General features: G+C 72.7%; 18 protein-coding genes. 10 read left to right on the forward strand and 8 right to left on the reverse strand.

Translation table 11 applies throughout. The features are described 5' to 3' along the window. Nucleotides 1–78 precede the first annotated feature (78 nt). A complete protein-coding gene (locus CP983_RS10950) occupies nucleotides 79–1,254 on the reverse strand; it encodes an acyl-CoA dehydrogenase family protein (RefSeq protein WP_093747574.1) in 1,176 nt (391 codons plus the stop codon). A gap of 247 nt (nucleotides 1,255–1,501) precedes the next feature. On the opposite strand from CP983_RS10950, the gene CP983_RS10955 reads away from it, so the two are divergent. The 5 genes from CP983_RS10955 to CP983_RS10975 all read left to right on the forward strand — a co-directional run bounded on the left by CP983_RS10955 (nucleotide 1,502) and on the right by CP983_RS10975 (nucleotide 5,989). After that, nucleotides 1,502–2,089, forward strand: coding sequence for a maleylpyruvate isomerase N-terminal domain-containing protein (locus tag CP983_RS10955; RefSeq protein ID WP_107908336.1), 588 nt, complete (start codon nucleotides 1,502–1,504; stop codon nucleotides 2,087–2,089). Between the two features lie 261 nt (nucleotides 2,090–2,350). Continuing rightward, entirely contained in the window at nucleotides 2,351–2,731 is a 381-nt protein-coding gene (locus CP983_RS10960) for a YybH family protein (RefSeq protein WP_150499469.1), read from the forward strand. A gap of 108 nt (nucleotides 2,732–2,839) precedes the next feature. Then, entirely contained in the window at nucleotides 2,840–4,258 is a 1,419-nt protein-coding gene (locus CP983_RS10965) for a flavin monoamine oxidase family protein (protein ID WP_229914691.1), read from the forward strand. A gap of 50 nt (nucleotides 4,259–4,308) precedes the next feature. Continuing rightward, nucleotides 4,309–4,737 carry a YybH family protein gene (locus tag CP983_RS10970; protein ID WP_107907552.1) on the forward strand — a complete coding sequence of 143 codons (429 nt, stop codon included), beginning with the start codon at nucleotides 4,309–4,311 and terminating at the stop codon, nucleotides 4,735–4,737. Nucleotides 4,738–4,813: 76 nt separating this feature from the next. Next, nucleotides 4,814–5,989 carry an acyl-CoA dehydrogenase family protein gene (locus CP983_RS10975; protein ID WP_107907551.1) on the forward strand — a complete coding sequence of 392 codons (1,176 nt, stop codon included), beginning with the start codon at nucleotides 4,814–4,816 and terminating at the stop codon, nucleotides 5,987–5,989. A 103-nt stretch (nucleotides 5,990–6,092) separates the two neighbouring features. On the opposite strand, the gene CP983_RS10980 is transcribed toward CP983_RS10975, so the two are convergent. Then, entirely contained in the window at nucleotides 6,093–6,638 is a 546-nt protein-coding gene (locus CP983_RS10980) for a flavin reductase family protein (protein WP_150499471.1), read from the reverse strand. Between the two features lie 188 nt (nucleotides 6,639–6,826). Here CP983_RS10980 and CP983_RS10985 point away from each other — a divergent pair, with 188 nt between their 5' ends. Then, nucleotides 6,827–8,428: an aspartate aminotransferase family protein gene (locus tag CP983_RS10985; protein ID WP_150499472.1), complete on the forward strand. Its 1,602-nt coding sequence runs from the start codon at nucleotides 6,827–6,829 to the stop codon at nucleotides 8,426–8,428. Between the two features lie 192 nt (nucleotides 8,429–8,620). Further along, the gene (locus CP983_RS10990; RefSeq protein ID WP_150499473.1) at nucleotides 8,621–10,888 is read left to right on the forward strand and encodes an ATP-binding protein; all 2,268 of its coding nucleotides are present in this window, start codon (nucleotides 8,621–8,623) and stop codon (nucleotides 10,886–10,888) included. Here CP983_RS10990 and CP983_RS10995 read toward each other — a convergent pair. The 4 genes from CP983_RS10995 to CP983_RS11010 are packed head-to-tail and all read right to left on the reverse strand — an operon-like array spanning nucleotide 10,841 to nucleotide 15,326. Beyond that, the gene (locus tag CP983_RS10995) at nucleotides 10,841–11,422 is read right to left on the reverse strand and encodes a hypothetical protein (protein WP_125528505.1); all 582 of its coding nucleotides are present in this window, start codon (nucleotides 11,420–11,422) and stop codon (nucleotides 10,841–10,843) included. The genes CP983_RS10990 and CP983_RS10995 overlap by 48 nt on opposite strands. A gap of 60 nt (nucleotides 11,423–11,482) precedes the next feature. Then, on the reverse strand, nucleotides 11,483–13,903 hold the full coding sequence (locus CP983_RS11000; protein WP_150499474.1) for an AfsR/SARP family transcriptional regulator: 2,421 nt from the start codon (nucleotides 13,901–13,903) through the stop codon (nucleotides 11,483–11,485). 29 nt (nucleotides 13,904–13,932) lie between these two features. Next, nucleotides 13,933–14,709: a thioesterase II family protein gene (locus CP983_RS11005; protein ID WP_150499475.1), complete on the reverse strand. Its 777-nt coding sequence runs from the start codon at nucleotides 14,707–14,709 to the stop codon at nucleotides 13,933–13,935. Further along, nucleotides 14,652–15,326 (reverse strand): NADPH-dependent FMN reductase, encoded by a 675-nt coding sequence (locus CP983_RS11010; RefSeq protein ID WP_093747569.1) that lies wholly within the window; start codon nucleotides 15,324–15,326, stop codon nucleotides 14,652–14,654. The genes CP983_RS11005 and CP983_RS11010 overlap by 58 nt, the downstream gene beginning before the upstream one ends. Nucleotides 15,327–15,500: 174 nt before the next feature. On the opposite strand from CP983_RS11010, the gene CP983_RS11015 reads away from it, so the two are divergent. From CP983_RS11015 to CP983_RS11025, 3 genes are all read left to right on the forward strand, one after another. Beyond that, nucleotides 15,501–18,740: an AfsR/SARP family transcriptional regulator gene (locus CP983_RS11015; protein WP_150499476.1), complete on the forward strand. Its 3,240-nt coding sequence runs from the start codon at nucleotides 15,501–15,503 to the stop codon at nucleotides 18,738–18,740. A 245-nt stretch (nucleotides 18,741–18,985) separates the two neighbouring features. Further along, nucleotides 18,986–19,678, forward strand: a complete 693-nt coding sequence (locus tag CP983_RS11020) for an SDR family oxidoreductase (protein ID WP_229914692.1) — start codon at nucleotides 18,986–18,988, stop codon at nucleotides 19,676–19,678. Nucleotides 19,679–19,772: 94 nt separating this feature from the next. Beyond that, nucleotides 19,773–20,390 carry a VOC family protein gene (locus tag CP983_RS11025; protein ID WP_150499478.1) on the forward strand — a complete coding sequence of 206 codons (618 nt, stop codon included), beginning with the start codon at nucleotides 19,773–19,775 and terminating at the stop codon, nucleotides 20,388–20,390. 12 nt (nucleotides 20,391–20,402) lie between these two features. On the opposite strand, the gene CP983_RS11030 is transcribed toward CP983_RS11025, so the two are convergent. Both CP983_RS11030 and CP983_RS11035 read right to left on the reverse strand, forming a co-directional pair. Beyond that, nucleotides 20,403–21,872: an aldehyde dehydrogenase family protein gene (locus tag CP983_RS11030; RefSeq protein WP_150499479.1), complete on the reverse strand. Its 1,470-nt coding sequence runs from the start codon at nucleotides 21,870–21,872 to the stop codon at nucleotides 20,403–20,405. Nucleotides 21,873–21,959: 87 nt separating this feature from the next. After that, the gene (locus CP983_RS11035; protein ID WP_150499480.1) at nucleotides 21,960–22,700 is read right to left on the reverse strand and encodes an aquaporin; all 741 of its coding nucleotides are present in this window, start codon (nucleotides 22,698–22,700) and stop codon (nucleotides 21,960–21,962) included. Nucleotides 22,701–22,790 lie beyond the last annotated feature (90 nt).

Here is a 22,790-nt window from a genome sequence, read left to right on the forward strand (position 1 = left end):
TCCAGTACGGAAGTGTTGTGCTGAACGGTCCGGCACGCGAGGCGTGCCGGTGGGAAAGGGGGCTGTCCGGGCATCGGCTCAGAGGAAGACGGTGCCGGGCTCCAGGCCGACCAGGACGCGGCCCTGGAGTTCGAGGTTGACGTCGGCGTTGGCGAGGGCGTGCAGGGCGAAGCCCTGGATGTCGCGGTGGAAGCGCTGGAGGTGGACGTCGCGCCGGATGACGGAGCCGCCGCTCGCGTTGTGGAGGATCTCCACGGCCTCCTTGGCGAGCTGGGCGGCGAAGCCGGTCTGGCCGCGCACGATCGCCTTCTCGTCGTCGGTGGGCTGCTCGCCGGCGTCGGCGCGCTCCTGGAGGAGGGTGAGCCAGCGGGTCGACAGGGCCTCGGCGGCGTCGATCTTGTTGCGGGCGGTGGCGACCTGGATCTGGGTGAGCGGGTGCAGCTTCTGGTCGGTCCAGTCGGTGTAGGTGATGCCGCGGCCCGGCAGTCGGTCGAGGAACAGTTCGTAGGCGCCGCGCGCGATGCCGATGAACACGGCGGCGCACTCGGCCATGACGAAGCTGAGCAGACCGTAGTTGCGGCCGGTGGCGCCGGTGTTGGAGCGGTCACCGGTCGCGCTGACCATGACCTCCTCGAAGGACACCGCGTGGTGGGCCGGCACGAAGACGTCCTCGGCGACCGCGGTGGCGCTGCCGGTGGCGGCGCCCGCGGAGACGTCCCAGTCGTCGACGACCTTGAGCTGGTCCATGGGGACGAGGGCCATGATCTCGCCCTCGGTGCCGTCCGGGTTGCGCACCATCGCGGCGGTGAAGTCCCAGTCGGCGCCCTTGCAGCCGGTGTTGAACTTCCAGGTGCCGTTGAGGAGGTAGCCGCCGTCGGTGGGAACCGCGACGCCGGTCGGCGCGAACGCGCTGGAGATCTTCACGGAGCCGGCCGCGAAGACCTCTTCCTGGGTGCGGTCGGGGTAGAGCGTCGCCGTCCAGGTGCTCGTGACCCACACCATGGTCACCCAGGCGGCGGCCGGGCAGCCGCGGCCGATCTCGGTGATGACCTTCGCCTGGTCGGCGAGCGGCAGGTCGAGTCCGCCGAAGCGGCGCGGCACGGCCATGCGGAACACGCCGGCCTTCTCCAGGAGTTCGATGCTCTCGTCCAGCAGCCAGCCGCGGTCCTCGGCGGCACGGCCGTTCTCGCGCAGCGCGGGGACGATGCTGTCCACGGCCTCCAGTACGGCTGCCAGGTCGTCGTTCGTAGCCATTTCCGGCTCCTCGATAGTGATGCGTACTGCCGGTCGGGAGGCGCGAGAACCCAGCGCTCTCCGGGCAGTTCAAAACCTTAACGAAAGGCTCGGGGAATTCAGTAAGAGAGCACTCATCGCCCGGTCATCACGGCCGCACCTTCGACGGTCCGGCCGCGGATGCCGCACAATTACCGGGCAATTACCGGGCGCTGACCGGAAAATGAGCGGACGGTGCCCGCGAGGCCACGTATGGGAACATCCCCACATGACTCTTTCATGGCCCGAACTGGTACGAACGGCGGCCGAGGACACCACTTCGGCACTGGAAAAGGGAGCAGATCAGGACTGGCGCGGAAAGGCGGGTGATCTGGACTGGAGCTGTCGGGAAACGCTTTCGCACATCGCGCTCGGCGTCGTGGGTTATGCCGGGCTGCTCATCGCCCGCCCCACCGACCGCTACATCACCCTGTTCTCCTCGATCGACGGGCACGCCCCCGTGCCGGCCGCGCTCGAGGGCATCCGGATCGCCGGCACGCTGCTGGCCGGCACCGTGCGCGACACGGAGCCGGACGTCCGGGCCTGGCACCCGTACGGGCACTCCGACGCGGCCGGGTTCGCGGCGATGGGCGTGCTCGAACTCGTCGTGCACGGGCGGGACATCGCGCAGGCCGTGGGCGTGGAGTACACGCCCTCGGACGCGCTGGCGGCGCCGGTCGTCGAGCGGCTCTTCCCGGACGCGCCGGCCGGCCACTCCCCTGCCGAGACGCTCCTGTGGTGCACGGGCCGCGCCTCCCTGCCGGGGCTGCCGCGTCGCGGTGCCTGGCGCTGGGACGGCCGGGTGCGCCAGGCGTAACCCTCCCCGCCCGACCGGATCACGTGCCGCCGGGGCGACTGGCAGACAGTCGCCCCGGCGGCACTGTCATGTCCTGCCCCGAATCCGGGAGACCACGGTATTACCGCGGCGTGGCTGGAACGTTGAACTCACCCGAATAGTGTCGGCCACGGAATTGCACGAGCGCCCGCACCGACCGTGCATGCACCCATGTTGAACGTTCTTTCTCCGGAGCGTTCCTCCCAAACGTTCTCCAGCCAAGAAGGCAGGTCGATCTCCGCCATGTCCGAGCTCGTCGCGGAACTGGAAAACCACACCGCTCGTTACGTCGAGGCAGTCAACGCCGGTGACTTCGAGACGGTCGAGAAGTTCTACACGGCCGACGCCGTCGCCGTATGGGAACCGGGCAAGCCGCTGAGCGGCGACGAGCGCCGTAAGTACCAGCGGGAATTCCTCGAGGCCGGGCCGCGGATGGCCGCCGAGCCCCGGCAGGTGTTCGTTACCGGCCGGACCGCCCTGATGATCGTCGACTGGACGATCGACATCCCCGGCACCGACGGCACGACCGAGCACCTCGAGGGCGTCGGGGTGGACGTGCTGACCCTCGGCGAGGACGGCGTGTGGCGCTACGCCATCGACGACCCGTACGGCCAGGCGAGCTGACCGGCGCGAGCGCCGCGGCACGCAGATCCGAAAGCACCTTGGCTCATGAGTGACATGTCGGTTCCGCACGGCGGGCCCGCATCCAGTACACGGGGGACAGACCGCACCATGCACACCACCGGACCCAACAGTCGGCCGCGGCCGACGCGCCGCACCCTGCTCAAGGCGGCCGGGGCGGCAGCAGTCGCCACGCCCGCGCTCACCCCGGTCGCCTCGGCCGCCACCCGCGTCGCGGAGGCGGCGGACTGGGACGTCGTCGTCATCGGAGCGGGGTTCGCGGGCATCACCGCCGCCCGCGAACTGCGCGCCCGTGGCAAGCGGGTGCTCGTCCTGGAGGCCCGCGACCGCATCGGCGGCCGCACCTGGACGGACACCTACGGCGGCCAGCTGATCGAGCGCGGCGGGACCTGGGTCGAGCCGACCCAGCCCTACCTCGGCGCCGAACTCACCCGCTACTCCCTGGCGTTGGAGGAGGACGAGCCGATCTCGACCACCTGGCTGCCGACGCCCAGCGGGCCGCGGCAGTTCACGCCGGAGGACGGGTTCGGCCGGATCGGTACCATCTTCGACCGCATGTTCGATGGTTCGCGAACGTACTTCGAGCGGCCGTTCCAGCCCCTGCACCGGTCCGACCTGCTGCAGAACCTGGACAAGCTGACGCTGCGCGACCGTCTCACCGAGCTCGCCCTCACGCCCGAGGAGGAACTCCTCGTCAACGGGCAGACGGCGGTCTACGCCGGCGGGTCGAGCACGACCGGCGCGTTCACCATGTTCGCCCACTGGTGGGCGCTGGCCGGCCACACCAACCAGGGGTGGAACGACACCATGCGCTGGCGCATCGCCAAGGGCACCAAGGCCCTGCTCCAGGCGATGATCAACGAGGCCAGGCCGACGATCAAGCTCAGTTCACCGGTCGCCTCGGTGAACGACACCGGTTCGATCGCGTACGTCACCACCACCTCCGGCACCCGCTACAGCGCCAAGGCGGTCGTCGTCGCGATGCCCGTCAACGCCCTGAGCACGGTCAAGTTCACCCCGTCCCTGCCCGCGGTGCTCACCACCGCCACCACCCAGGGCATCGCCGTCGCCAACGCGGTCAAGCTGTGGATCCACGCCCGCAAGGGAGCCGGCCGGGTCTACGGCCAGGGCGCCGAGGGCGGTTCGCCGATCCCCATGCTGCTGCCGTTCAAGGAGACGAGCGAAGGCATGCTCTACATCGCCTTCAGCACCGACCCGCGGCTCGACCCGACCAGTGTCCCCCAGGTGAAGAAGGCCGTGCAGCAGCTCGGCGTGAACCTGGACATCATCGGGCTCAAGGTGCACGACTGGGGCCGCGACCCCTACGCACGCGGCGGCTGGGCCTTCCGCAAGCCGCGTCAGCTCACCACGCTCTACCCGGATGTCACCTTCACCAGCGGGCGGCTCTCGTTCGCCAGCGGTGACATAGCCAACGGCTGGAGCGGCTACATCGACGGCGCCATCGAGTCCGGTCTGCGTGCCGCGCGGCAGGCAGCGGGCGAGGAATGACCGCCGACGCATCACCCACCCACCACCCCCCGGAAGGGAAGCGCTCAGCCATGTCTGCCACCTCCTTCACCGTCCCGTTCGACCCGGAACGGCCCGACCTCACCTCCGACACCGACATCCAGAACGAGATCTTCATCCAGGTGTTCAACTCGGGTGACGGTGAGCTGTTCAACCGCCTCTACCTCGAGGACTCGGTGTCGAACTTCTCCGGCGAGCCCCTGACGGGCGCCGACCGGCTGAAGTTCTTCAAGGAGTTCCTGTCCGCCAAGCCGACCCTGAAGGCGAAGGTCACCCACTCGTACGTGGCCGGCGACGTCGCGCTGATCGGCGTCGAGTACTCCATCGACACCACCGGCCCGGACGGTGAGCCCGTCCGCCTGGAGGGCGTCTGCACCGATGTGCTGCGCCGCATCGAGGACGGCCGCTGGCTGATGGCCATCGACCGCCCGGTGGCGGCGACCGGTCTCGTCGCCGACTAGCAGTCATGGGAGCCCCCCTGGTGCGCCAGGGGGGCTCCGCCGTGCCGGCACACCCACGATCGTCCGAGGAGAGACAGTGACCGAACAGGAAGAACTCGCGACCGTACTGGACGCCGTCCGCGAGGCCGTCCCCACGCTGCGTGCGAACGGCGTGGAGGCGGAGGAGCGGCGGTGGATACCCGAGGAGAACATCCAGCTGCTCGAGAAGGCGGGCGTGTTCCGCGCCTCGGTGCCCAGGGCCCACGGCGGGCTCGACCTCGGCGTGGCCGACCAGTTCAAGGTCATCGCCGAGGTCGCGCGCGGCTGCCCGTCCACCGGCTGGCTGACCATGGTGTGGCTCACCAGCACCTGGTGCGCCTCCCTCTACCCGGACCGGGCGCAGGAGGAGGTCTTCGCGGGCGGCAGCACCCGCGTGTCCATCGTCTTCGCCCCCACCGGCACCCTCACGCCCGTCGACGGCGGCTACCGTCTGACCGGCACCTGGCACTACAACTCCGGTGTCCGGGGCGCCGACTGGGATCTGCTCGCCGCGATGGTGGAGCGCCCCGACGGCACCAGTGAGGAACTCGTCGCGCTGGTCCCGGTCGCCGAGCTGGAGGTCGCCGACGACTGGCACGTCAGCGCGGGGGCCGCCACGGGCAGCTGCTCGACGACCGCGCGGGACGTGTTCGTACCGGCCCACCGTGTGGTCTCCCTGGAGGAGGCCATGGTCAGCGCGACCGGCGACCGTGCCAACACCGGTGCCACCGGCCGCAACTACGGGCTCCTCGGCTATGTGCTCTCCGGCGTCGCGGCCGCGTTCACCGGCATCGCGCGCGGCGCCTACGAACTGTTCCTCGACCGCCTGCCGGGCCGCGGGATCACGTACACCGACTGGACCGACCAGAAGCTGCACCCGCTCACCCAGATCCAGGTCGCCACCGCCCGCAACAAGATCGACGCCGCCGAGGCGCTCGCGGACCTGTGGCTGGAGGTCCTCCAGCGCAGCGCCGACGCGGGCGAGCAGCCCACCGACGAGGAGAAGGCCGTGATCCGCGGCCGGACGGCGTACACGGCGCAGCTCGCCAAGGAGGCCGTGGAGCTGCTGTACACGGCGAGCGGCGGCTCGGTCATCCGGCGCGAGGTCGCCATGCAGCGCTTCCACCGCGACATCCAGGGCTTCGCGCTGCACGCCCTGGTCCAGCGCGACGCCAACCTGGAGGTCCAGGGCCGCGTCCTGCTCGGCATGGACCCGGGCACGTACTTCCTGTGACGGCGGGCCTCCCGCACCCGCGGGAGGCCACGGCACACGACAAGGGCGGCACCATCCGGAGACCGGTGGTGCCGCCCTTGTCGTGCCCGCCGTACGGGGCGTGTCAGGAGGCGGTGGCAGGCCTGCCGAAGCGGCCGTTGACGAACAGCAGCTCCTCGCCCGCGACGCCCTGGCCCGTCGCCAGCACGGTGCCGATGAAGATGGTGTGGTCGCCGAAGGCGTGCGACTCGGTCAGCTCGCACTCCAGCCATGCCACCGAGTCGTCGAGGACCGGCGCCCCCGTGTGCTCGCCGGCCCGCCAGTCCACCCGCTCGAACTGGGCGGCACCCAGCGTGCGGCTCTTGTCGGCGAAGTGCCGGGCGACCGGCTCCTGGTGGGCGCCGAGTATGTTCACGGCGAACCGGCCGGCCGCGGTGAGCGCGTCGTGCATGACCGCGCTGTGGCCGACGCTGCACAGCACCGCCGGGGGGTCGAGGGAGACCGAGCTGAAGGCGTTCGCCGTCATGGCGTGCAGGTGTTCGCCGCCCACGGTGAGGACCGTGACGCCGGTGGCGAAGCGGGACATCACCTCCCGCAGCCGGTCCGGCCGTACCGGTTCGTGACCGGAACGCACGGCAGCGTGATCGAGTTCGGCGGACGCGGAATTCATGCCACTCTCCGATGGGTCACACGGGACACGTCAGTGCCGTCCGCGGAAGAGCAGCCGGCGAAAATCAACGTAGTCGCGGCGTCTCGCGGTTCCTTCATGCCCGGGTAACCGGTGGGCCTCCTGTGACCGGGCGAGACCGATGACCTTTCAATGACCGTACGTTTACTGCGTCATCGGACCCTGAGGGCATGACTGAGACCTCCGCCGCAGCCGCGGAACGCGAACTCGCCGAGCCCTATCTCCGCCAGGTACTCGACACCGCGGGCCTGGCCGTGGAATACGTGCGCGCCGCGGGAAACACCCTGTACGTGCTGGACGACGACGGGGCCGAGATCCCGGTCGTGGACTTCGCCGGCGGATACGGCTCGGTGCTGCTCGGCCACCATCACCCGGAGATCACCGAGTACGCCCGGCGGCTGCTCGCCGAACATACCCCGATCCACGCGCAGTTCTCGCGCCACCCCTACGCGAACCGGCTGGCCGCCGAACTGAACCGCATCATCGCGCGTGAACTCGCCGACGACGAGCCTTATTACGCCATCTTCGGCAACAGTGGCGCGGAATCGGTGGAAGCCGCCGTCAAGCACGCCGAACTGGACCGGGGCATACGGATATCCGAGCTGCTCGGCACCGTCGACGCCGAACTGGCCGCGGCGCGTGCCGCCGCGGCGGACGGGTCGGCCACGGTCCACGGGGAGGCGGCCGCCCGGCTCGGGGTCGCCCTGGCCGCCGACGACAACGATGCCGTACGCCTCCTGGAGGCGGCGATCAGGCAGCGCAACGAGGAGACCGCCGGTGCCCCGCCGCTGTTCCTCGCCCTGGAGGGCGGCTTCCACGGCAAGCTCGCCGGGAGTGTGCAGCTGACCCACAACGAGGGCTACCGGCTGCCCTTCAAGTCCCTCGCCGCGCAGGCCCGGTTCGTGCCGCGGGACAGCCCCGAGGACCTGAACGCCGTGTACGCGCGCGAGCGCCGGGTGCTGCTCGGCCTGAGCACCGACAACGGCAGGATCACGGTGACGGAGCACGAGTTCCCGGTGTTCTGCGCCTTCCTCGTCGAGCCCGTGCAGGGCGAGGGCGGAATCCGGGTGCTGTCCCGCGAGTTCGCCCGGGCGATCCAGGAGTTCTGCGAGCGCATCGACTGCCCGCTCGTCGTCGACGAGATCCAGAGCGGAATGGGCCGTACCGGAACTCTGCTCGCCAGTTCCCGGATCGGGCTGCGCGGTGACTACTACACCCTCGCCAAGACGCTCGGCGGCGGCATAGCGAAGGCGTCCGTGATGCTGGTGCGCGAAAAGCGCTACCGGCGGGATTTCGAGATCGTGCACAGCTCGACCTTCGCCAAGGACAGCTTCTCCTGCCACATCGCGCTGAAGGTCCTCGAACTCCTGGAAAGGGACGGCGGAGCGGCGTACCGGCAGGCCGAGGAGCGCGGGGCGGCGCTGCGCGCGAAACTCGACGCGCTGCGGGCGGAATTCCCCGACGTGGTGGCGGACGTGCGCGGGGACGGGCTCATGCAGGGCCTGGAATTCCACGACCAGTCCGACTCGTCGTCGCCGGAGCTGAGCCAGATCGCGCAGAGCGGCCTGTTCGGCTATTTCCTGGCGGGCCATCTGCTGCGCCGGCACCGGGTGCGGACGTTCCCGACGGCGAGTGCGGTCGGAACGTTGCGTTTCGAGCCCTCGATTTATGTCACAGACGACGAGCTGGGTCAGTTGTACGCCGGGCTGCGTGACGTGTGCACACTGTTGCGCAAGCAGGCCGGCGACGAACTCATCGGCGTCGGCCGCTGATCCACTCCTGGTGGGTCCGTCGCCTCCCCCCACCGGTGGACTCCCAGGGCAGTGCGGGCACGTGCGGCCGTGACCGGGCCCCGCGTACCCGAGGCAGAACGGGAAGCGGAACGCGTCCTCGGCCCGTCGGTCGGGCGGGCACCGCTTCCCTGGGAACGCAGCACACTGGAGCGAGCGGAAGCGGGGGAGTTCATGCATTTCCGAATACTGGGACCACTGGAAATAGAGAATCCGGACGGCCTGGTGGACCTGGGCGGGCACAGACAGCGCGCGGTGCTGGCGTATCTGCTCTTACAGGCGAACCAGGTGGTGTCCACCAGCCAGTTGCTGTCCGCCCTGTGGGCCGACGACGACGCGCCGATGACCGCGCGCAAGATCCTCCAGAACGCCGTGTGGAAGCTGCGCGGCGTGCTGTCGCGGCCGTCCAGGGCCGAGCAGGGCCCCGAGCTGCTGACCCGTGCGCCCGGCTATCTGCTGCGCGTGCCCCAGCAGCGCGTCGACCTGCTCGACTACCAGCAGCGGGTGGTGACCGGGCGGGCCGCGCTGGCGGCGGGCGAGGTGGAGCGTGCCCGCCGCTCGCTCGGCGAGGCGCTGGCGCTGTGGCGCGGGCCCGTCCTGTCCGACCTGGTGGAGGAGGGCATCTGCTGGCCGGAGCTGACGGCGCTGCAGAACCGGCGGCTCGATGTCATGGAGGATCACTTCGAGGCCGCCCTCGCCTGCGGCCGGCACCAGTCGGTGCTGCCCGACATCGAGAGCCTGGTGGCCGCGGAGCCGCTGCGGGAGCGCGCCTCGGGGCAGTTGATGGTGGCGCTGTACCGGTGCGGACGGCAGGCGGAGGCGCTGGCGGTGTTCGGCCGGGTGCGCTCCGCGCTGGTGGACGGGCTCGGACTGGAGCCGGGGCGCGAACTGCACCGGCTCCAGCAGGCGATCCTCACCCAGGACCCCACGCTGGAGGCACCCCGCACGGCGGGCACCTGGGAGCGGGCCCACCTCGCCCCGGCGAACCGGGGTGCGCAGCCGCCCGCCGATTCCCCGGCCGGGCCGGCCACCGCGCCGACGCCCGCCCTGCCCGCACTCCAGGCTCCCGAGCTCTCGGCGTCCGCCGAACCGGTCACCATCCCCCCGGCACCGGTCGCACCCGCCCCCAGGATCCCCTCCCCCGCCACGCACGAGTCCCGTACCGCCAGCGTGGTCATGCTGCGCTTCGGGCTCGGCGGGGAGCTGGGGCGGGTGCTGGCCGAGGACCGGGACCGGGTGCTCGACGTGCTGACGCAGATCGCCCGGGAGAAGACCGAACTGCACGGCGGCCGGGTGACGTCCGTGCTCGGATCGACGGTCCTCGCCGTGTTCGCCGACGGCGCGGACCCGGCCGACATCGCCGAGCGAGCGGTCCGTACCGCCGCCGCCGTCCGTGACAGCCTCAGTGTCCCCACCGGCACGCTGACCCCGCCGCAGGCCGCCGTGCGCGGACTGACCGTGCACGCGGCCGTGGCCTCCGGGGAGGCCCGGCTGCCGCGCCGGCCCTGCGCCGACTCGCCGTCGCCCTGGGGCGGTGGCCGGCTCGTCGACACCTGCCGGACGATGCTCGACCATGTGCAGGCCGGGGAGATCCACGTCTGCGACGAGACCCGCCGGCACGGCGAGCGGGCGGCGGCGTTCCGGCGGGCCTGTGCCTCCGCCCTCGCCCCGTGGGAGCTGCACGCGCTGCACGACGAGGCCGCGGACCAGCCGTGGAGCCGGGCCGACGCCGGTGTCCACGTCAGCGAACTGGAGCTGATGCAGCACACGCTGCTGCACACCCGGCAGCGTTCGGCGGCGCACCTGATCACCCTCATCCAGGGCTCCGGCCGGGCCAGGACACGGCTGCTCATGGAGTTCCAGCGGCGGGTCGAGGAGGGCCACCGCGGACATGTGCGGGTGCTGGCCGGCACGGTCCCGCCGCCGCGCACCGGCGATCCGCTGGCGGTGCCTGCGGAGATCCTGGCCGCCTACTGCGGCATCGAGCCGGACACCTCCGAGGCCCACGCGACGGCGCGGCTGCGGGCCACGCTCGACGGCCTCGGCCCGGCCGACGGGGCGGACCTGTACGCGCCCCTGGCCCGGCTGCTGTCGCCCTGCCCGACGACCGTGACGGCGGCGGGGACCGGTGAAGTGCTGCGGGCGTGGGGGAAGTTCCTCGCGCGGGCGGCGCGCAAGCAGCCGCTGGTGCTGATCTGGGACGACCTCCAGCACGCCGACGACGCGCTGCTGGACGTGGTGGAGCGGCTGACGCAGACCCATGCGGGCGTGCCGCTGCTCAATGTCGTCGGCGCGGACTCCGGGCTGCCGGACCGGCGTCCGGGCTGGGCCACCGCGCACCCGCGCACGGTGACCCTGAGCCTGAGCCCGGAGGCCGGCGACGCCCTGGACCGGCTACTGGAGTCCCTGCTTCCGCCGCTGCGGGAGTCCGAGGTCGCCTGAGCGCGTCCCGCTCGTGCCGGCCAGGCGGATGGCACGGGCGAGGGCGCCGAGGGCCCGGGGGACGTCCGGGGACCCGGCCGGCAGGACGTCCGCCGCCGATTCGACGAGCAGCGACCCCGCGACGGCCTCCCACTGGGCGGCGTCGCCCGCGCGCGGCGGACCCGCGAGCCCGGGTGGGCCGAGCACCCGCCGCGCCCACGCGGTGATCCGGGTCCGCTCCGCGTTGCTGACGCCCGGTAAGGCCCGCAGCCCGGCGCGGAAGCGGGCCAGTATCTCCACGGCGTACTCGACGAGCAGGGCGTCCTGCCGGGCCGCCGCGGCGCCGGGCGGCCGGGCGGGACGCTCGGAGTCGGGCTGCGCCTGGCCGGCGTCCCGGGGGCTACGGGCCCGGCGCAGCCCGTCGTGCAGGGCCTCGGCGAACCGGGTGCCGACGAAGACGGCAAGCGGGGCGTCCATGTCGCCTGCGGCGACGGCGCGCACCTGCCGGGAGGTCTGCCGTACCGGGCGGCGGGTCTGTGGGGATGCGATGTCCATACGGACAGCACATCAAGTCCCGCACACACGCCGCCCATTCGCGATTCCTCGTCCCGGTCATCACATGGCCCGGCGCCGGGCCCGTACGTCGACCGGCTCCGCTCCCCTGCCGCGGAACCCGCCGTGGAACCGGCCCGAGACCCGGTGCCGGTCCTCCTGCCGCCACGGGCGGCAGTCCGGGAAGGGCAGTGTGCGGCGCTGGGTCGGGGCGGCGGGCTCGCGCAGGCGCGGCAGGGTCAGCCGGCTGGCGTGCTCGTGGCCGCTGCCCCACAGGGGCCGGCGGAGCAGCAGGTCGGAGTGGCCGCACGCGACCACGAGCAGCGGGCCGGTGCCGGCTCCGCCGAGGCTCTCCACCCAGTCGAGCACCACGTCGTCGGCGAGGTGCAGATCGTCCAGGCAGAGGACCAGGGGGCGGTGCTGTGCCGCGTGCTCGATCACCTCGCGCCAGGCGGCGAGCACTTCGGCCCCGTCCGCGGGCCGGCCGGAGTGGGGCGCGGGGCACAGGACGCGCAGCAGGCGCGCCGCGTCCACGTCCGACTCGACCGCGGAGCGCACCAGTGCCCGCAGCCGCTGCTCCGGCGGGTCGAGCGGCGCCCGGTGCCGCGCTGGGGTCGACGCCTCGAGCAGCGCGGTGGCCAGGCCGGCGGCGTCGTAGCCGTCCTTCGGCACGCGCGGCCGTAAGACCCGCACTTCGTCCGGGTCGCCGAGGACGCGGCGCTCGAACTGGGTGAGCAGGGGGGTCTTTCCTACGCCGTGGTCGCCGAGGACCGTGAGCATGCAGGGCACGTCATGGTGGCGCGAGTACTCCAGGAGGTTCTCCAGCAGGGCGAGTTCGGGCCGGCGCCGGGTGTCGGTGCCGTGTCCGGCCGGGTGCAGGGAGCGGGCCTCGCGGATGCCGACGGTGCCGTCGGCGGTGCGGGTGGACTCGTCGTAGCGCACCCAGGCGTCGGTGTCGCGTGCCACGTCGTCGCTGACGTACAGCTCGCCCTTCGGGACACCGGTGAGCAGGCCGTGCGCCTTGTCGAGCAGGGTGCCCACCACGGAGACGGCGGCCCTGGGGTCGTGCGGATCGTGTCGCACGATCGCCTTGCCGGAGATCACCACGGCACGCATCACCATGCCCGCGCGGGCGGCCAGTCGTTCGCGGGCCTCGAAGGCCGCGCGCACCGCGTTCAGCGATGCCTCGGGCCGGTCGGAGCGCAGCCCGAACAGGGCGGCGCACAGTCCTCCCATGGAGCCGACGATGGTGCCGGAGCGGGTCTCGACGCTCTCGGTGAGCGCGGTGACCGCGTCGTGCAGGGAGGTGTCCAGCTGCTCGCTCTCCATGGCCGCGGCGTCCCCGGCGGACTCGGTGCACACCACGAGCACGCAGACGTCCCGGCGCTCGGCGACCGCGCCGGTGTCGGCGGAACCGTAGGACGCCCGCGAGTGGTCGCCGGTGTCCGTCGCACCGGGCGCGGGCGGCGGAACGCTCGTCGGGTCGCCGCTCTGCGGGGCGTCGCAGGAGGACGACACCGTCGTCCCGTGGTCGGCCGGCGCGAGCGCGGGCGCCTGCCCGGGCTCCGGGGCGGCTACGGCGGTGTCGCGGGCCGGTGCCTCCCTGTGGTTCTCCCCCGCGGCCGGGTCCCGCCGCGGCGCCCCCGCGTCCTGAGCGTCCGAAGTGTCCGGTGCGTCCTGGGCGTTCGGCTCCGTACGGTCCTCGGTGGGTGAGGCCAGCGCCCGGTCGTGGCGCAGGATGCGCTGTTGCAGGTTCTGCAGGGAGGCGGAGGGCTCCAGTCCGTACTCCTCCACCAGCGCCTGCCGCACCTTGCTGAACACGCTCAGCGCCTCCGCCTGCCGCCCGCAGCGGTACAGGGCGAGCATCAGCTGCCCGCACAGCCGCTCCCGCAGCGGCTCCGCCTCGGCCAGCGAGGTCAGCTCGCCGAGCACGGCGTGGTGCCGGCCGCACGCCAGCTCCGCCTCGAAGCGGTCCTCCATGGCATCGAGCCGCAGCTGCCTCAGCGCCGTCAACTCGCCCCACTCCACGCCCTGTTCGGCCAGGTCAGACAGGGCGGAGCCGCGCCACTCCGCGAGGGCGTCCCCCAGCAGCACCGCGGCCTCGGCCGCCTCGCCCGCGTCCAGGCGTGCCCGCCCGGCGGCGACGGCGCGCTCGAAGCGGGTCGCGTCGAGCCGTTCGGGGTCGAGGCGCAGGACGTAGCCCGGCGCCCGGGTGACCAGCTGCGGCGGCGTGCCCTCACGTGCCTCGCCGTCGCCGCTCTCCAGCAGTGCGCGCAGCCCCCACACCGCGTTCTGCACCATCTTGCGTGCCGTGACGGGCCTCGCGTCCTCGGGCCACAGGGCGTCGAGGAGCTGGCTGGTGGCGACCACCTGGTTGGCGTGGAGGAGCAGCATGGCGAGCACCGCCCGCTGCTTGACGCCGCCCAGCGGCAGACTCCGTCCGTCGCTCACCACTTCCAGCGGCCCGAGAACCTTGAATTCCACGCCTACCCCCGTACGTAGAGCACCCTTGTTCAGTCATGGCGGGCGCCGTTGCCCGCCCGAGCGGCGCTCGCCGAGCGGACGCCGCGCAGGACCGTCCCGGCGACGTCGCCGAGCCGCTGGTCCAGATAGAAGTGACCGCCGGGAAAGACCCGCACCTCGGTCCGGGCACGGGTGTACGTCCGCCAGCCGGCCGCCTCCTCGACGGCGACGACCGGGTCGGCGTCGCCGCACAGCACGGTGACCGGTACGTCCAGCGGTTCCCGGGGTGTCCAGGAGTACGCGGCGAGGGCCGCGTAGTCGGCTCGCAGAGCCGGCAGCACCATTGCCGCCAGCTCGGGGTCGTCGAGCAGTTCCACGCCGGTTCCCCCGAGCCGGCGTACCGCGGCGAGGATCGCCTCGTCGTCCGCCAGCACGTCGTGCGGGCTGGGCGTCGGACCCGGCGCTCCCCGGGCCGACAGGAAGAGCATGCGAGGTGGTCGTGCCCCGCGCTCCTGAAGGATCCGAGCGGTCTCGTAGGCGATGAGCGCGCCCATGCTGTGCCCGAAGAAGGCGAACGGTGTCTCCGCGTCGTCGGCCGCGAGCTTTTCGGCGACGATCGCGGCGAGTTCCCCGATGTCGGTCACCGGGGTCTCCAGCCGCCGGTCCTGGCGGCCGGGGTACTGCACGGCCCGGACCTCGACGTGCGGCCGGAGCGACCGGGACAACGGCAGGTACGCGCTGGCGGCGCCGCCGGCGTGGGGGAAGCAGATCAGCCTGAGAGCGTCGGGCTCGGGATCGCCGAAACGTCGGAACCACTGGCCGTCCATGGCGCGCTGCGCTCCTGTCTGTTCACTTGCGGTGGCGGGTATCCGCGCTCGGCCCTGGCCCGGTGCAGCACACCGGCCCACCAGCTGAGGCGGTCGAACATCAGCCGGGCCGACGTGTCCCAGTCGTCGGAGGCGATCAGGGTGCCGTCCGGCCCGAGGCGCTCCCAGTAGTTGTGGAAACTGACGGTCTCGTGGACGGTCACGGTGTGGACCTCGCTGAAGACCTGGCGCAGCGCGGACACCGCGCACAGGCCGCTGGAGGGGCCGCCGTAGGAGAGGAATCCGACGGGCTTGGCGTGCCATTCCTCGTCGTACCAGTCGATCGCGTTCTTCAGGGACGCCGGGAACGTCTGGTTGTGCTCGGGTGTGACCACCACGAACGCGTCGGCCGCCGCCAGCCAGGGCGCCAGGTCCTTGACGGCCTGGGGTCTGGGTGCCGCCGGGTCGGCGGACATCACGTCGGGCAGCCAGGCCGTGGCCAGGTCTATGACGTCCACGTCGAAGTCGTGCCGCAGCCGGGCGCGCGAAGCGAGCCATTCCGCCGCGACGTGCCCGAACCGTCCTTTCCTGATGCTGCCGATGATGATCGCCAGCCGCAGTCGTTCATTCTCGGCCACCTGCCCCCGCCTTCCGCACCGCCGCCGAACCGCATTCCTCCGGGAAGGCTGGCATATGCCCCTTCGGATTCGCTTCGGACGACTTCGGAATTGCTGCGTCCACGCACTTCGGACGGATGGCCGAGCCCTTTTCGTCACAAGTCGCGCCGTCCGGCGTCCGGTTACGCTGAGATCATGGAATTCGGGGTGCTGGGACCGCTGGAGGTGCGCACGGACGAGAGACGTCTGGTGCGGGTGCCCGAAGTCAAGGTCCGCATGCTCCTCGCGGACCTGCTCGCCCATCAGGGGCAGGTCGTCCCGGCGGCCCGGCTCATCGAGGACCTGTGGGGCGGCTCGACGTTCACCGCCCGGCCCACCGCCTCGCTCCAGGCGAAGGTGTCCCAGCTGCGCCGTGCGCTTCAGGACGCGGAGCCGGGCGCCCGCGAACTCGTCGCGCACCGGCCGCCCGGATACGTCCTGGACATCCCCGCCGGCGCCCTGGACGCCGGGCGGTTCCGTGAACTGGTCGGCCGGGCCCGGGCCGTCGAGGATCCCGTGAAGCGGGCCGCGCTCTACACCGAGGCGCTGGCGCTGTGGCGCGGGCCCGCCTTCGCCGAGTTCGCGGATCAGCCTTGCGTACGGCCGACCGCGGCGAGCCTGGAGGAGGAGCGCCTCACCGCAATCGAGGAACACGCCGGGGTGCGGCTGGAGTTGGGCGAGCACAGCCTGCTGGTCGGCGAGCTGACCGAGCTGGTCGGGCAGCACCCGTTGCGTGAAGGGCTGCGGGGCGCGCTGATGTGGGCGCTGTACCAGGCGGGCCGCTCCTCGGACGCGCTCGACCACTTCAACGACCTGCGGCGCCGGCTCGACGAGGAGCTGGGGCTCACACCGGGGCCGCCGCTGGAGGCGCTGCAACAGGCCATCCTGCGGCACGACCCGGTGCTGGCCCGGCCGGAGCCCGCCGTACAGCCGGCGGCGGTGACGCCGGTGGCGCCGGAACCGACCACTTCGGCCTCGCCCCTGGTGGGCCGCGACGAGGACGTCGGGGCGATCCGGACGCTGCTCTCCCGGCGCCGCCTCGTGACGCTCACCGGTCCGGGCGGGGTCGGCAAGACCCGTCTCGCGCAGGCCACGGCGCAGAGTATGGCGGGCGCGTTCGCCGAGGGCACCTGGCTGGTGGAACTCGCCGACACCGGGGGCCTGGAGCGGTTCGCCGGGGTGGAGTCGCTGGCCGAGCAGGTGATGGCGACGCTGGGCATCCGGGAGAACATCCCGGACGACGACTGCAAGGGCCCCACGGACCGCCTCGCGAACGCGCTGGCCGGCCGGCGGCTGCTGCTCGTGCTGGACAACTGCGAGCATGTCGTGGACGCCGTCGCCCGGCTGGCCGGCCTCCTGCTGAGCAGGGCGCCGTATCTGCACATCCTGACGACCAGCCAGGAGCCGCTGCGCACCCGGGACGAGACGGTGTACCCGGTGGCGCCGCTGTCCCTGCCCCCGGTCGACGGGCCGGACCTCGACGCGCTGGCGAGTGCGGGCGCCGTACGGCTCTTCGTGGACCGGACCCTCGCCACGGACCCCGACTTCGTCCTCGACGCGACCACCGCCCCGCTGGTGGCGGACGTGTGCCGGCGACTGGACGGCATCCCGCTCGCGCTGGAGCTGGCCGCCACCCGGGTGCGTTCGCTGGGCATCAGGGAGCTGCACGACCGTCTCGACGACCGCTTCAGGGTGCTCAACAGCGGGTACCGCGACGCCCCTTCGCGGCACCGGACACTCCAGGCCACGCTCGACTGGAGCTGGGGCCTGCTCGACGTCCGGGAGCAGACCGTGCTGCGCAGGCTGTCGGTGTTCAGCGAGGGCTGCGGACTCCAGGCCGCCGAGGAGGTGTGCTCCGGTGGCGGTGTGTCACCCGCGGACGTCCTGGACGCCCTGAGCCTGCTCGTAGAGCGCTCTCTGGCGGTCCGCACCGAGGGACCGCGGGGTCCGCGCTACCGGTTGCTGGAGTCGGTCGCGGTCTACGCGCGTGACAGGCTCGCCGAGTCCGGCGAGTACGAGGGGACCGCCGCCCGGCATCTGCGCCACTGCGTCCGTCTCGCCGAGCGCGCCCGGCCGCATCTGCACGAGCGGGAGCAGGCCCGGTGGTTCCAGTACCTCGACCCCGAGGCGGCCAATGTGCAGCGCGCGCTGACCGAGGCGGCCCGGGCCGGGGCCGCGCAGGAGGCGCTGCGGCTGGTCAACTCGCTGACCTGGTACTGGTACGTCCGTGGCCGGCTCGGCGAGGCGGGCAGAGCGCTGGCGACGGCCCTGGACACGCCGGGCGACGCCGCGCCCGAGGAACGGGTGGAGGCCGTCTTCTGGTACACGGGCATCCGTCTGCTGCTCGGCGAGCACGACCGGGAGTGCGACGCGCCGGCGGAGTACCCGCCCGAGTCCAGCCCGGAGTCCACCAGGGCGCAGTGGTTCCTGGCGCACGCGCAGTGGACGGTGGGTGCGCTGGCCGAGGGCGAGCGGCGGGTCGAGCACGTCCTGGTCCGCTTCCGCACCCTGCGCGACGCGTGGGGGATGGCGGCCTCGCTGACCACGCGTGCCTGCTTCGCGCTGGCGCGCGGTGACCTGGAGGTATTGCGCGGCAACGCCGAGGAGGCCCGCGCCCACTTCGCCGAACTGGGCGATCTGTGGGGCCGGTTGAAGACGGCCGACCTGCTGGGCAGGCTCGCCGAGATCAACGGCGACTACGACCTGGCGGCCCAGTTGCACAGGGAGGGTCTGCGGATCACGCAGGCCCTGGAGATGTGGCCCGAGATGTCGACGAAGCTGTCGGGTCTCGGCAGGATCGCCCTGCTCACCCAGCGCTGCGACGAGGCCGACGACCTGCACACGCGTGCCCTGCGGATCGCGGCCGAGCAGGGCAATCAGCCGGCCGAGCAGTTCGCCGCGCTGGGCCTCGCGCTGAGCGCCCGACGGCAGGGCCGGCTCGCCGCCGCCGAGGAGTGGCTGCGGCCCTGGCTCGCCTGGAACCGCAGGCGCGGCGACGGGCCGGGACTCGCGCTGGTCCTGGCCGAACTGGGCTTCATCGCCGAGCAGCGCGGTGACGCCGACCGCGCCCTCGCCCACCACCGGGACGGTCTGCGGGCCGCAGCGACGACGAAGGATCCCCGGTCGGTCGCGCTGGCGCTGGAGGGTCTGGCGGGCGCGTACTCCCTGGCCGGGTCCCCGCAGCGGGCGATCCGCCTGCTCGGCACGGCGGCGGCGACCAGGGAACGCGCGGGCGCTCCGCACCCGCCCGCGGAGCGGGGTGACGTGGAGCGCATCGCCGGCCGTCTGCGCGGCACGATCGACGAGGCCGCCTACGCCCGCGAGTTCACCGTCGGCACCCGGACGGACCACGAGTCCCGGGTCGCGGAGGAGCTGCCGGGGCAGGGAGCCCCGTGATCCGGTGCCGGCCGCGGGCAGCCGGGCCCGGGTGCGGCTCGGCCGGACGGGTGACAGACTGAGATTTCGGGCCGGGCGGCCCGGCGGAGGCTGCGGGACGGCCTCCTGCCGCCGCCGAGGGGGACATGCGCGTACGCCCAGAAACCGAGTCCGGACGGCGGTGACCTCCTGTGACGGCGAGCGGGGAACAAGGAGGAGGGGCCCCTCCGGTACCGGGAGGGCCGGCCGGGCAGACGGTCGTCGTCGTGGGCGGCAGCTCGGGTATCGGTCTGGAGACCGCGCGCCAGGTGCGTGCCGCCGGTGGCGAGGTGGTGCTCACGGCACGCGACGCCGAGCGGCTGAAGCGGGCGGCGGACGAGCTGAGCCCGCTGAGCACGGCCGCGTTCGACGCCATGGACCCCGACCGTCTGGAGCGCTTCCTGCTCGATCTGCCCGGGCCCGTCGACCATGTGCTGGTGACGGCGGGCAGCCCGTCGTACACCCCGCTCGACGACCTCGACCTGGCCGCCGGTGGACGTGACTTCGGCGGGCGTCTGGCGATGCTGCTGGCGGCGGCGCGGGCGAGCCGTAAGAAGGTCAGGGCCGGAGGAACGCTGCTGTTCATCGGCGGGACCGGTGCCCGCCGGCCCGCGCCCGGGATGGCCGTGATGGGTGCCCTCACCGCGGCGCTCCCGGCGCTGACCGCGAACCTGGCGCTGGAGCTGGCCCCGGTCCGGGTCAACCTCATCGCGGCCGGCTTCGTGGACACGCCGCTGTCGGCCTCTCTCCTGGGTGATCAACTCGACGCCCGTCGGGAGCAGTTGAGGAGCACGCTGCCCATCGGCCGGGTGGTCGGTGCGCAGGACGTCGCCGCTCTGGCACTGCACCTCATGGCCAACGGCGCCCTCACCGGTGCCACCTACGACATCGACGGCGGCCAGCAGTTCGTCGCGCGCTGAACGCACGGGCGGGCGGCCGTCCGCCGTCGGGCCGTCCGAACCGTCCGGCCGTCCGGCCGTCCGAGCGGTCCTTTGAGACGAGGAGCAACAACTCATGGACATGAAACTGGAGGTCGTCGTGGTGCCGGTGGCCGACGTCGACCGGGCCAAGAAGTTCTACGCGGCGCTGGGCTGGAGACTCGACGCGGACGTCGCCCCGGACGCCGGGTTCCGGGTGGTGCAGATGACCCCTCCGGGCTCACCGGCATCGGTCATCTTCGGTACGTCCGTGACCGAGCAGGCGCCCGGTTCGGCTCAGGGCCTGCATCTGGTGGTCGACGACATCGAGGCCGCCCACGCCGAGCTGGAGCGCAACGGCGCCGACCCGAGCGAGGTGTTCCACGACGCCGGTGGCGTCTTCCACCACGGCGGCACCGACGCCCGCGTGCCCGGAGCCGACCCGAAACGCGGCAGCTACGGCTCCTTCCTGTCGTTCGACGACCCGGACGGCAACGGCTGGCTCCTCCAGGAGGTCACCACCAGGCTTCCCGGACGGCTGGACCCCGCCACGACGGAGTTCGCCTCGGCCGGGGACCTGGCGGGCGCCCTGCGTCGTGCGGCCGCGGCGCACGGCGAGCACGAGGCCCGCACCGGCGCGGAGGATCCCGACTGGCCGGACTGGTACGCGCGGTACATGGTCAGCGAGCAGGCGGGAACCAAGCCGCCGGTGTGAGCCGTTCGGGCCTCAGATCGGGTAGTGGGCGTGACCGACGGCCTGCGCGGTGACCCAGCGGGTGTCGGTGAACGCCTCGGCGCCCGCCTGGCCGCCGAAGCGGCCGTAGCCGGAGCTCTTCACTCCGCCGAACGGCGCCTGCGGCTCGTCCGCGATCGACTGGTCGTTGACGTGGACGATGCCGGTGCGCAGGCGGCCCGCGACCGCCAGGCCCGCCGCCAGGTCCTCGGTGATGACACCGGCGGTCAGGCCGTACGGGGTGTCGTTGGCCAGGGCCACGGCCTCGTCGGTGCTGTCGACGACGTGGACCACGGTCGCCGGGCCGAAGATCTCGTCGTAGTAGACCTTCATCTCCCGGGTGACGCCGGTCAGGACGACCGGGCGGATCAGGGTGCCGCGCCCCTCGATCTCGCCGGTGCCGGCGACCGGTTCGGCGCCCTTGGCCACCGCGTCCGCGACCAGCGCGGCGACCCGGCGGGCGGCGTCCGCGCTGACGACCGGGCCGACGGCCGTGCCCGCGTCGCCGGGGTCGCCGCACGGCAGCGCCCGGACGCGGGCGGCGAACTTCGCCGTGAACTCGTCGGCCACCGCGCGATGGACGATGACCCGGTCCACGCACATGCAGATCTGCCCGGCGTTCATGAAGGAGCCGAAGACCGCGGCGTCCACCGCGTAGTCGACGTCCGCGTCCTGAAGCACCAACAGGGCGTTCTTGCCGCCGAGTTCGAGCACGGCGGGCTTGAGGTGCCGGGCGGCCTGGACGCCGATGGCGCGGCCGACCTCGGTGGAGCCGGTGAAGTTGACCATCCGCACCCGGGGGTCGGCGATCAGTGCGGAGACGACCTCGGCGGCGTCGGCGCGGTCGTTGGTGACGACGTTGAGCACGCCCGCGGGCAGGCCGGCCTCGTGCAGGACGTCCGAGATCAGCAGACCGCAGGCGATGGGCGCGTCCTCGCTCGGCTTCATCACCACGGTGTTGCCCATCGCGATCGGCATCGCGACCGCGCGGACGCCGAGGATGACCGGCGCGTTCCAGGGGGAGATCGCGGCGATCACCCCCTTCGGCACCCGTACCTGCGCGGAGTGCACGCCCTCGGCGTTGGTCGCGAGGGTCTGGCCGGTCGGCCGGGTGACCTCCGCCGCGGCCTCCAGCAGGATGTCGGCGGCCAGGCGGGCGTTGAAGCCGGCCCAGGGCGCGACGCCGCCGACCTCCTCGGCCATCAACCGCACGACCTCGTCGACGCGTTCACTCATCAGCTGCGCGGCGCGGAGGAGGATCCGGCGGCGCTCGGCCGGCTTGGTCGCGGCCCACGCCTCGAACGCGGCGTCGGCGGCGTCCACGGCCCGGCGCACGTCGTCCGGGGTGCCGGCGGCGACCTCGGCGCAGACGGCACCGGTCCAGGGGTTGATGTCGGACGTGGTGCGGCCGGAGGAGGCGGCGACCTCCCGGCCGTCGATGATCAGTCCTCGCGTGACGGACATGGGGTTACTCCTGACGTACGGATCGAAGCGGGGGGCAGGGGCGGCAGATCTCGGGTTCCGCCGCCCCTGAGCGGGGTTCGGTACGGCTCACGCCTCGGCCGGCGAGGCCTCGGGGGCTCTGCGCGCGCTCAGTGCCCGGTGGGCGAGGCCGACGAGTGCCGGGCCGGCCAGCGGCGCGATCATGTAGTTCCAGAAGTGCTCGTACTGGCCGGAGAGCAGTGCGGGGCCGAAGGCACGGGCGGGGTTGATGCTGGCGCCGGTGACCGTGCCCAGGGTGGCGATGACCACGCCCACGCCGAGTCCGATGACCGCCGGGATCAGGCCGCGCAGCGCGGGTCTCGTCATGACCAGGGTGACCGCGACGAACACCGCGGCGAGCGCGCAGCCCTCGATGAGGAACAGCTCGACCGATCCGGTCCCGGCCGCGGGGTGCACGGCGGCGTAACCGATCCGGCGCACGGGTTCGCCCCAGACGAGGCCGGCCAGCGCGGTCCCGGCCGCGGAGCCGGCGAGCTGTGCGGTGACGTACGGGAGGACCGCGCGGCGGGGGAAGAGGCCGCAGGCCCACAGGAAGACGGTGACTCCGGGGTGGAGGTGGCCTCCGGAGGCGCGGCCGGGCGGCGAGTACATCAGCGCCGCGATCAGTACCGCGACGGCGATGCCCGCGACGGCGAACAGGGTGTGCGGGTCGGTGATCGCCAGCGGGGAGCCGGGGAGGGCGAGCCAGCGGACCAGGGTGACCACGGCGAAGAGAAGCACCGTGGTGAGGGCGAACTCGTAGACGGTGTGCCGGACGAGGTCCGCACGGCTCTGGGCGGAAGCGCTCATGAGAGTCCTCGGGAAGGGGCGGGGAGGGAGCGGGGCCGGGTGCACGCGTCCCGCACAGCGCACCCGACCGTCCCGATGAGTTTTTCGCTG

The organism is Streptomyces chartreusis (assembly GCF_008704715.1).
GTDB classification, from domain to species: domain Bacteria; phylum Actinomycetota; class Actinomycetes; order Streptomycetales; family Streptomycetaceae; genus Streptomyces; species Streptomyces chartreusis.

Excerpts from the sequence above, each read along its gene's own strand:
- CP983_RS11005 (WP_150499475.1), bottom strand. The coding sequence starts at position 14,709 with ATGGACGGCCAGTGGTTCCGACGTTTCGGCGATCCCGAGCCCGACGCT.
- CP983_RS11015 (WP_150499476.1), top strand. The coding sequence starts at position 15,501 with ATGGAATTCGGGGTGCTGGGACCGCTGGAGGTGCGCACGGACGAGAGA.
- CP983_RS10980 (WP_150499471.1), bottom strand. The coding sequence starts at position 6,638 with ATGAATTCCGCGTCCGCCGAACTCGATCACGCTGCCGTGCGTTCCGGT.
- CP983_RS11030 (WP_150499479.1), bottom strand. The coding sequence starts at position 21,872 with ATGTCCGTCACGCGAGGACTGATCATCGACGGCCGGGAGGTCGCCGCC.
- CP983_RS10965 (WP_229914691.1), top strand. The coding sequence starts at position 2,840 with ATGCACACCACCGGACCCAACAGTCGGCCGCGGCCGACGCGCCGCACC.
- CP983_RS11025 (WP_150499478.1), top strand. The coding sequence starts at position 19,773 with ATGGACATGAAACTGGAGGTCGTCGTGGTGCCGGTGGCCGACGTCGAC.
- CP983_RS10955 (WP_107908336.1), top strand. The coding sequence starts at position 1,502 with ATGACTCTTTCATGGCCCGAACTGGTACGAACGGCGGCCGAGGACACC.
- CP983_RS10995 (WP_125528505.1), bottom strand. The coding sequence starts at position 11,422 with ATGGACATCGCATCCCCACAGACCCGCCGCCCGGTACGGCAGACCTCC.
- CP983_RS10990 (WP_150499473.1), top strand. The coding sequence starts at position 8,621 with ATGCATTTCCGAATACTGGGACCACTGGAAATAGAGAATCCGGACGGC.
- CP983_RS10950 (WP_093747574.1), bottom strand. The coding sequence starts at position 1,254 with ATGGCTACGAACGACGACCTGGCAGCCGTACTGGAGGCCGTGGACAGC.
- CP983_RS11035 (WP_150499480.1), bottom strand. The coding sequence starts at position 22,700 with ATGAGCGCTTCCGCCCAGAGCCGTGCGGACCTCGTCCGGCACACCGTC.
- CP983_RS10970 (WP_107907552.1), top strand. The coding sequence starts at position 4,309 with ATGTCTGCCACCTCCTTCACCGTCCCGTTCGACCCGGAACGGCCCGAC.
- CP983_RS10985 (WP_150499472.1), top strand. The coding sequence starts at position 6,827 with ATGACTGAGACCTCCGCCGCAGCCGCGGAACGCGAACTCGCCGAGCCC.
- CP983_RS10960 (WP_150499469.1), top strand. The coding sequence starts at position 2,351 with ATGTCCGAGCTCGTCGCGGAACTGGAAAACCACACCGCTCGTTACGTC.